At 59.8% G+C, this 9571-nt stretch carries 9 protein-coding genes; 1 reads left to right on the plus strand and 8 read right to left on the minus strand.

The features are described 5' to 3' along the window. Positions 1–144 precede the first annotated feature (144 nt). Positions 145–840, plus strand: a complete 696-nt coding sequence (locus F2S13_RS28280) for a response regulator (protein ID WP_166367174.1) — start codon at positions 145–147, stop codon at positions 838–840. A gap of 54 nt (positions 841–894) precedes the next feature. Here the strand turns inward: F2S13_RS28280 and arnF are convergent, their stop codons facing one another. From arnF to F2S13_RS28320, 8 genes are all read right to left on the minus strand, one after another. Beyond that, on the minus strand, positions 895–1284 hold the full coding sequence (arnF, locus tag F2S13_RS28285; protein WP_166367175.1) for a 4-amino-4-deoxy-L-arabinose-phosphoundecaprenol flippase subunit ArnF: 390 nt from the start codon (positions 1282–1284) through the stop codon (positions 895–897). Further along, a complete protein-coding gene (gene arnE, locus F2S13_RS28290) occupies positions 1281–1625 on the minus strand; it encodes a 4-amino-4-deoxy-L-arabinose-phosphoundecaprenol flippase subunit ArnE (RefSeq protein WP_166367176.1) in 345 nt (114 codons plus the stop codon). Before arnE ends, arnF begins: the two co-directional genes overlap by 4 nt. After that, positions 1622–3271, minus strand: a complete 1650-nt coding sequence (arnT, locus tag F2S13_RS28295; RefSeq protein ID WP_166367187.1) for a lipid IV(A) 4-amino-4-deoxy-L-arabinosyltransferase — start codon at positions 3269–3271, stop codon at positions 1622–1624. Before arnT ends, arnE begins: the two co-directional genes overlap by 4 nt. Continuing rightward, positions 3271–4152: a 4-deoxy-4-formamido-L-arabinose-phosphoundecaprenol deformylase gene (gene arnD / locus F2S13_RS28300; RefSeq protein ID WP_166367177.1), complete on the minus strand. Its 882-nt coding sequence runs from the start codon at positions 4150–4152 to the stop codon at positions 3271–3273. The genes arnT and arnD overlap by 1 nt, the downstream gene beginning before the upstream one ends. After that, positions 4152–6143, minus strand: coding sequence for a bifunctional UDP-4-amino-4-deoxy-L-arabinose formyltransferase/UDP-glucuronic acid oxidase ArnA (gene arnA, locus F2S13_RS28305; RefSeq protein ID WP_166367178.1), 1992 nt, complete (start codon positions 6141–6143; stop codon positions 4152–4154). The genes arnD and arnA overlap by 1 nt, the downstream gene beginning before the upstream one ends. Continuing rightward, on the minus strand, positions 6140–7153 hold the full coding sequence (gene arnC, locus F2S13_RS28310) for an undecaprenyl-phosphate 4-deoxy-4-formamido-L-arabinose transferase (protein WP_166367179.1): 1014 nt from the start codon (positions 7151–7153) through the stop codon (positions 6140–6142). The genes arnA and arnC overlap by 4 nt, the downstream gene beginning before the upstream one ends. After that, complete coding sequence (arnB, locus tag F2S13_RS28315) at positions 7150–8298, minus strand: UDP-4-amino-4-deoxy-L-arabinose aminotransferase (protein WP_166367180.1); 1149 nt, start codon at positions 8296–8298, stop codon at positions 7150–7152. Before arnB ends, arnC begins: the two co-directional genes overlap by 4 nt. A gap of 741 nt (positions 8299–9039) precedes the next feature. Then, positions 9040–9571 (minus strand): IS110 family RNA-guided transposase (locus tag F2S13_RS28320; protein WP_166367181.1); only part of this gene is annotated, 532 nt, incomplete at its 5' end.

Genomic DNA, 9571 nt, shown 5'->3' on the forward strand with positions numbered 1-9571 from the left:
ACGTTTCGCTGAACTCCGGGGTTGACGCTTGAAAGTCGGTGCAATGGTGTCGACCCCAATGTTGGCGTAGTGTGCCAAGTCCATATATACACTTGGATCGCGTCAGAATGAAAAAAAGTTTAGATCCGAAACTGCGAGGTTGATGTGCGTATTCTGGTCATTGAAGACGATGCGCGTGCTGCATCCTATCTGGCGCGTGGGCTGAGCGAGAGTGGGCATGTGGTCGACGCGGCGGAAAATGGACACGATGGCCTGGCCATGGCGCTTGAAGGTATCTACGACGCCCTGGTTGTCGACCGGCATCTGCCTGGCATGGACGGCCTGGAGCTGGTACGGACATTACGCCGCCGACAGCAGACGATTCCGGTGCTGATGCTCAGCGCCCTGGCCTCGACCCAGCAACGTGTCGAGGGTTTGCAGGCTGGTTGCGATGATTACCTGGGCAAGCCCTATGCCTTCATTGAAGTGCTTGTTCGCCTGGAGGCTCTGTTGCGCACACGCGATCAGGCACCAGCGGCCGCAGGTAGTCTTCGTGTGGGTGAGCTGTATCTTGATTGCGCTGCGCGCCAGGTGACTCGGCAAGGCAAGACCATCGCCCTGGCATACCGGGAAACCCTGATTCTGGAAAAGCTGATGCGCCATCGTGGCGAGGTGGTGACACGCCTGATGTTGCTTGAGAGTGCGTGGGATTATGAGTTCGACCCCAATGACAACGTCATCGACAAGCATATCTATCGCCTGCGTCGCAAGCTGGATGAGGGATTCGAACAGTCACTGATACTGACTGTTCCCGGCGTCGGATACCGACTCGGCGCGGTTGACGATATGCCGCAGGATTAACCTTTCACGCAGTGGGTGCCAGATCCCGTACGGCCAGGGATCGGGCACTGCCTCCTAGGCGTTGTCATCATGTGGGCGTCGCCAATTGATGACAATGACGCCAAGAACCACCAACGTTACCCCCAAGGTCTTGAGTGCGGAAAAGTCCTCGTGAAAGGCCGGCAGGCCGGCGGCAAGCAGATAGACCAGGGCGTAGCTGATGCTGAGCATCGAATAGGCCTGGCCCAGCGGCAAGTCGCGCAAGGCGCCAAGCCAGCAGAGCATCGACAGCGCATAGGCGAGAATGGCGATGGCGAGCACGGCCAGTGCGCCCAGTGGCAGGGCATGATCGGCAAGCGCAGCGAAACCGGGTAGCCGTGTCATGCTCCAACGCATGCCCAATTGGGCCGCTCCAACCAGGCACACGCTGCCCATGGCCAGGGCAATGCCTCGCGAGCGACTCATGACTGCCACCCCAGCAGCGCCACACCGGACATGACCAGTGCTACGCCGTACCAGTGACGGCGATCGATGGCTTCGCGGAAAACGAAGCGCGCCACCAGGGTTATCAGGACGAAGTTGATGCTCAGCATGGGGTAGGCAATGCCGACCTCAAGGCGTTGCAGCACCAGCAGCCATAGCAACAGCCCGCACCCCAGACAGGCCAGGGCCAGCCACAGCCATGGCGTCAGCAGCTTGGCGGCCAGCGCGAGCGTTTGCCCACGCCAGCTTTCCACAGCGAGTTTTTGTGCGATCTGCCCCAGACAGGTAAGCGCGCTGGCCGATAACAACAGCAGAAAAGTCATGGCGCGCTCTGGTCAAAGATGAGAATTACAATGTTGCCCTGTTCATAGCGCTTGCCATCCTTGGGCAGCAACTGAACTTCACGTTCTTCCTCTTCACCCTTGACCCGCATCACCACGCCGACTGAACCTTTTTGACGCGCATCGACCATCCATTGCGCAACCGCCTCTGTATCGACCTTGCGTGCCGTGGCATCCGGGTAGGATAAGCCATACTTGACCTCGCCCACCGTGTTCAAAAGCGCCACTTGTGGATTTTTCGTATGCCAGGCCAGGGCCGATGCGGCCCCCAGATCGTTGCTCAACAGGCTATGGCTCTGTGCGAGCTCCCGGGCATGGACGGCGATAAAGGCGTCGGGTGTCTTGTTGTAGACGACACTATTGGGCAAGGCCGCTGGCACAAGTGCAAGCGCGACGAGCATGCCGGGCACCGGCGCCAGCCACATCCGGGAAGGTTTGATGAAGGCCAGGAAATTGCTGAGGGTCCAGGCACCCAGAGCGATGATGACAAGCGCCAGGTTCAGTGGTTCGTTCAGGTAGACGGGGCGCTTGAGTTGCAGGTAGGCCAGCGCCACAAGGGCTAATATGCCGATGGCCAGGTTGAGCAGCGCATTGTTGCGCAGGGCTCGGATATTGCCCTGATCGAGACGCTGCAGCAAGGCATGCCCGATCATCAACGCCAACGGCAGCATGCACGGCATGATGTAGGTCGGCAACTTGCCTTTACTCATGCTGAAAAGGGCCAGTGGCAGCAGCATCCAAAGCAACAGGAACAGGATTTTCGGGTCGCGACGCGAGTGCCAGGCCTGCTTGAACGTACCGGGCAGCAGCAACGCCCAGGGCAAACTCGAGACCACCAGCATTGGCAGGTAGAACCACCAGGGCCTGGCGTGTTGCGCGTTCTCACCGGCGAAACGGCGGATGTGTTCGTGCCAGAAAAAGAAATTCCAGAAGTCCGATTCACGTGCATGAACAGTCAGGCCCCAAGGCAACGAGATCGCTACGGCAACCACGACGGCCACGATTCCGAAGCGCACCAGTTCGGCAAAGCGCCGTTGCCAGATCATATAGGGCAGGGCAACCAGTACCGGCAGCGCCAGGGCCAGGAAGCCCTTGGTCATGAAGCCCATCCCGCAGGCCACCCCCAGTACTATCCATGAGGCCAGCCGTGGGCCGAAACCGGTACTGTCGATGGCAAACCACAAGGCGACGAAACTGAGGTTGACCCACAGGGTAAATTGCGGATCGAGGTTGGCGTAGCCCGCCTGCCCGACGATCAGGCCGAAACTTATGTAAATCGCTGCGCAGATGAAGCTCTTGCGCGGGTCATTCCACAAGCGTTGGCTGATCAGGTAGGTCAGGACCACGCTCAGGCCCAGGCTCACGGCCGAAGCGATGCGCGCACCGAACAGGTTTTCGCCGAACAGGGCCTGGCCGATGGCAATCATCCAGTAGCCGGCAGCCGGCTTTTCAAAGTAGCGCAGCCCCATGAAATGCGGCACCGCCCAGTTGCCGCTCATGAGCATTTCCTGGCTCATCTGGGCATAACGGGTTTCGTCCGGAATCCACAGGCCGTGGAAGGGCAATGGCAGGAGATAGAACAGTACGAACGCGCAAAACAGGAGGGGGAGTGCCCAGCGTCGTGTCATCATTTCTGCACCCCGATCCATCCTTCGCGACCAGTCAATTCGCCGCGTATCAAGTCACCTGCCGGAACGTTCTGCAGGTTATCGGGGAGCAAGTTGCCCAAGGGCTGGAACTGGATGCCCTGTTGGCGTGCAGCGGTCAGTAATTGGCGAAATCCGTCGGCCATGAGAATTCCTTCTACTTCGGCATGGATGGTGTATACGTTCAGCCCGTTTGGTCTGAATCGCTCAAGAATGTATGAGTTGAAGCTTTCGATGCCGACAGACGACCCCACGACTTCATCGAATGTCGGCAGGTCCGCCGGAACTTGCGGGGTACCCAGGCCTCCATCGGCCAACCTTGGCCGAAAGCACGCGTGTCCACGGCAATCGCTGTTGTATCGTAAGCCGAAGGCTTGCTTGGCTTGCACCACGCGCGCGTCGGCACGCCAGCCCGCGGCTGCCGAGCAGTCGACAGCCTGGCCGAGAATATCGCTGAGGGTGTCGATGCCCCGTCGGATCTGCTCGTGCAGTTGAGCATCGGTCCAGCGCCCTGCATTGGCTTGCCAGGCGTGGTGATCCCAAGCGTGCAGGCCGACCTCGTGGCCTGCGGCCAGGGTCTGGCGCATCAGATGCCCCAGGTCACGGCCTATCGGCTTGCCTGGCCAGGCAGTGCCGGCCAGCAGAATGTCCCAGCCATAAAGGCTGGCAGCGTTGGAGCGGATCATCTTCCAGAGGAACTTCGGACGAATGAGGCGCCACACGTGACGTCCCATGTTGTCAGGACCGACACTGAAGAAAAATGTCGCCTTTACCTGTGCTTCATCCAGCAGTTCGAGCAGCCGTGGAACCCCGTCACGGGTCCCACGGTAGGTATCGACGTCAATCCGTAGGCCTGCCTGCATCAATGCTTGTCCGCTCGCTCTAGCATCGCTTCGCGCAGGAAGAAGTCCAGGGTCTTGCCGATGGTTTCACTGAGCTCGATCGTCGGCGTCCAGTCGATCAGGCGGTGGGCGTTGGCGATGCTCGGTTTACGGTGTGTCACGTCCTGGTAGCCGTTGCCATAGAACGACTTGCTTTCGACTTCGCGAAAGCCCGCGAACGGTGGGAAGTTGGAACGCAGCGGGTGGGCTTCGAACTGACGCAGCAGCTCTTCGCCCAACTCACGAATGCTCGCTTCGTTTTCCGGGTTACCGATGTTGATGATCTGCCCGTTGCAGGCATCGCCACGGTTGTCGACGATCCGTGCCAGGGCCTCGATGCCGTCGACCACGTCGGTGAAGCAACGCTTCTGCGCGCCACCGTCGACCAGGCGGATGGGCGTGCCTTCGACCAGATGCAGGATCAACTGAGTGATTGCCCGCGAACTGCCGATGCGCGCCGAGTCCAGCCGATCGAGGCGTGGCCCCATCCAGTTGAAGGGGCGGAACAGGGTGAACTTCAGGCCTTGCTGGCCGTAAGCCCAGATAACCCGGTCAAGCAACTGCTTGGAAACCGAGTAGATCCAGCGTTGCTTGTTGATCGGCCCAACGATCAGGTTGGAGGTGTCTTCGTCGAAGTTCGGGTCCTGGCACATGCCATAGACTTCGGAGGTGGAAGGGAAAATCACGCGCTTGTCGTATTTCACGCAGTAGCGAACGATTCGCAGGTTTTCTTCGAAGTCCAGCTCGAACACGCGCAACGGGTTGCGCGTGTATTCGACCGGTGTGGCAATGGCAACCAGCGGCAGGACCACGTCGCACTTCTTGATATGGTATTCGATCCATTCGGAGTGAATGCTGATGTCGCCTTCAACGAAGTGGAAGCGCGGATGACTACGCAGCCGGTCGATGGCGTCCGATCCGATGTCCAGGCCATAGACTTCGTAGCGCTCGTCCTGCAGCAGACGCTCGGACAGGTGGTTACCGATGAAGCCGTTGACGCCCAGGATCAACACGCGCGTCAAGCGCACAGGGCGGCCAGACTGCTTGCTGATCAGGCACGAGCCGTCGACCAGGCCGAGTTCGCGGGCAAGTTGCTGGCCGCCCAGGTAGAGGCCGGCGTCTCCACGCTGACCTGCCGTGATCAACAACGAATCTTCGCCGCAGGCAATGCGCAGCGGCTCGCAGCTGATCACCTGGCCCGGGGCCTGGCCTTGGTTGCCGGCAACGACCTCGGCGCTCCAGACGATCAGCTTGTGCTCGCCCACCTCACAGTACGCACCCGGATAAGGCTGGGTCACGGCACGCACCAGGTTGAACAGTTGCTCGGCCGGCCTGTTCCAGTCCAGCAGGCCATCGGCCGGGGTACGGCGGCCAAAATAGCTGGCCTTGCTCTCGTCCTGTTCGACCTCGTGGAACGTACCCTCGGCCAGTTGTGGCAGCACGTCCTTGAGGACCTGGGCGGCGGCATCGCGCAGCTTTGCGTGCAGGCTCAGGGCCGTGTCGGAGCGCTCGATTGCCACACGGTACTGGCCAACGATGGCGCCGGCATCGGCGCGTTTTACCATGCGATGCAGGGTCACGCCGGTTTCGCTTTCGCCGTTGACTAACACCCAGTTGGCCGGAGCGCGTCCGCGATAGCTCGGCAGTAGCGAGCCATGCAGGTTGAACGCGCCGCGAGGTGCGCAGGCCAGTAGCTGCTCACCGAGCAAGTGGCGGTAGTAGAAGGAGAAGATGAAATCGGGCGAGAGCTTGCCGATGTGCTCGATCCATATCGGGTGGTTGACGTCTTCCGGTGCATGGACGGGGATGCCCTTGCGTGCACAGAGTTGCGCAACCGAGCCATAGAATGTGTTTTCCTTAGGATCGTCAGCGTGGGTAAAAACCGCAGCGATCTCATAACCCGCATCCAGCAGGGATTGAATACCGGTGCAGCCGATATCGTGGTAGGCGAAAACAACGGCTTTCCGGGTCATGGGTTGGCCTTGGCAGTAGAAGTCTTGGGGGTGTTTTCTGTACGGTCTGAAATTCTTGACGCTGGATTACGCAGCACTTTTTCAATAAAGAAACGCGGCCGGGCGCGGACATCGCTATACATTCGGCCCAGGTATTCACCGAGCAATCCCATCCCGATGAACTGACTGCCGGTGAAAACGAAGAGCACGGCGAACAGTACGAAGTTGCCGTGGCCGGCCCAGGCTGCACCGAAGATAACCCTGAGAACGATCAGGATCAGGGCGAACAGCATGCCCAGCAATGCCATGCCCAGACCGACGATGCTCAGCAAGCGCAAGGGCGTTGTGGTCATGCACGTGACCAGGTCGAACATCAGGTTGAGCAGCCGCATGGGACTGTACTTGGAATCACCGTGCTCCCGCTCGGCGTGTGCCACCAATACCTCGGTGGTGTGACGGGCAAAACTGTTGGCCAGAATCGGGATGAATGTACTGCGTTCACGGCATGCCAGCATGGCGTCGACCACCGAGCGGCGGTAAGCGCGCAACATGCACCCATAGTCACTCATTACAACCCCCGTCGAGCGCTGCACGGCCAGGTTGATCAGTTTCGAGGGCCAGCGTCGCCAGGCCGAGTCCTGGCGGTCGCTGCGTACGGTGCCCACCACATCAAAGCCGAGCGAGGCCTGTTCAACCAGCCGTGGAATCTCTTCCGGCGGGTTCTGCAGGTCGGCATCGAGGGTAATCACCAGGTCGCCCACACTCTGTTCGAAGCCAGCCATGATCGCCGCGTGCTGACCGTAATTACGATTGAGAATCACTGCAGCTACATGACTGCCTTCGCGTTCGGCGGCGCTCTGGAGAATCTCGGCAGACTCGTCGCGACTGCCATCGTCGACCAGCACGATCTCGTAGTCCTGGCGGAGATTTGCACAGGCAGCTTCGGTGCGGCGCAACAGCTCGGGCAGGCTGTGTTCTTCGTTGTAGACCGGGATAACGATCGACACGCTGTTGATTGGGTAGGGTCTCACGGTCGCCGCTCCAGGGTAGTTTCGATGGCACAGGCCACGCGCTCGACATCATCGAGGGTCATGTCGGGAAATAACGGAATCGAGCACAGACGTTCCGAGTTCCATTCTGTATTGGGCAGATGCACGTGAGGGAACCGCTCGCGGTACCAGGTATGCAGATGGGTGGCAATGAAATGAATACCGGTGCCGATGCCTTGATCCTGCAGGCCCTTCATAAAGGTTTCACGATCGATCCCGCAACGCTCGGCGTCGATACGCAGAATGAACAGGTGCCACGCGTGATGCTGGGGGTGAGCGGGTGGTTTCAACGGTCGCACCGGCAGACCATCCAGTCGCTTCAGATAGGCCTGGGCCAGGCTTGCGCGCTGGGCGTTCATTGCGTCCAGGCGCTCCAGTTGTACCAGGGCAATGGCAGCGTTGATATCGGCCAGGTTGTACTTGAAGCCAGGTTCCATCACTTGAGCCTGGGGCTTGCGCCCATGGGTCAGACGGTCATAGGCATCCACACCCAGGCCATGGAACTTGAGCATGCGCACCCGCTCGGCAAATGCCTGGTCGTCGCTGACGAACATCCCGCCTTCGGCGCAGGTCATGTTTTTTATCGCATGAAACGAGAAGATCGCCGTGCCTTCATTACCAATTTCCCGTGAGCGATATCGGGTGCCCACCGCATGGGCGGCGTCCTCGATCACCGGGATGCCGTGGAACCGGGCGAGGGCGTACAGTGGGTCGAGGTCAAAGGCGGCACCGGCGTAATGGACCGGAATGATCGCCTTGGTGCGCGGGGTGATGGCAGCTTCAATGGCGCTGACGTCGCTCATCAGCGTGTCGCGATCGACATCGACGAACACGGGGGTGGCGCCGAGCAGGCAGATCATGTTCGCGGTCGATACCCAGGTCTGCGACGGGGTGATCACTTCATCGCCCGGGCCGATGCCCAGGGCCAGCAAGGCGATGTGCATGGCGCCCGTGGCGGATGAAAGTGCCACGGCATGCCGCGCGCCCACCCGTTCGGCAAATTGCTGTTCGAGCGCCTGTGCTTTGGGACCGGTGGTAATCCAGCCTGAGCGTAGAACCTCCTCGACAGCGGCGATTTCCTGATCACCCATGCTTGGGCGGGAAAAGGGAAGAAATGTCTTGCTCATAGCACTCCTTTGGTATGGCTGCACAAAGTCACTGAACAAAGTTCGTAGCTTGAACGGAGTCCTGCTGCAGCGTATGTGCTGCAGCAGTACAACTGCCAAAACTTACCCACCCGAATGTTGTTTAGAGTGAAAAGTATGTGAAGAATTGTGTGAAATCATCCATCGGCGAAATCGACGATCAATCATTCGACACGTAGCACTGACCCTATCGGTTCTCCGGCGTGCAAACGCCGTCGACCACGATGGCCCGGCCACCCCGTGTACGCGCCGCGCAGGCGGGGACCGTGCCGACGCGGAAACGGTGTTTCTGGAAAGTTTTCAGCATGCCATTGCGGTGGCTGAACAATCTGGTGAGCAGGAGCCTGGTTTGTCCCCGACGTGAATGGCGGCACTACATATGCAGGAGCGGGCTTGCCCGCGATCCAGACGCCGCGGTCTGTCTGAATCACCGCGGTGATGCCATCGCGGGCAAGCCCGCTCCTATGTATGGACTCGCCTACATTGTCTACCCGCTTTTGAACATGGTTACCCGGTTGCATCTATGTATCAGGCCTATCCGAGGAAGCGTTTCGCTTCTGGCCAACATCGGGGTGAGCTCGCGGTATGCCGATTACATTCAGGCCTCGTGGGCCGGTAGGAGCGCAGGCATCAATCCGCGACGGTCTTACCAAGGGTCAATGTTCAGTAGTAGGGGTTGGAGCGGCTCAGCGCCCCGGTGGCGTAACTCTGTAAATCAGTGGCTCATACCGTCTCCTGATGACCGCTCGATTGTCGATGGTAGGTCTGTTCACTCTGTAGCAGTACCCAGATGATGCGCAGATTTCGATTGGCCAGCCTGACCGCCGCCTCCTTGCGCCCAAGGCGGGATAGCCAGCCTAAGAGGCGGCGGTCATCTGGCTGATCGGAATCAACCCGCAGTTGCTTGAGGACCGCATGTGCCCCCTGGACCAGCATGCTGCGCAGGTAACCATCCCCCCGCTTGCTCATCCTGCCGAGCCTGACCTTGTTCCCACTGCTGCGCTGATCGGGCACCAGGCCGAAATAGGCGGCAAATTGCCGAGCATTGGCGAAGCGAGCTGGTTCGGGCTGTTTGGCCAGCAGGGCCGTGGCGATGATCGGGCCAACACCGCGTATCGTCATCAAGCGTTGAGCCGTCTGGTCATCCCGAGCAGCCGTTTCCAGCCGGGCTGTCAGTACAGCGATGCGTTCGCCCAGATAACGCCATTCGACGAGCAATTCATCGATCAACTCCCGCAACAGATCCGGCAGTGGC

The organism is Pseudomonas akapageensis, assembly GCF_011355085.1.
In the GTDB taxonomy this organism is placed as follows: Bacteria; Pseudomonadota; Gammaproteobacteria; order Pseudomonadales; family Pseudomonadaceae; genus Aquipseudomonas; species Aquipseudomonas akapageensis.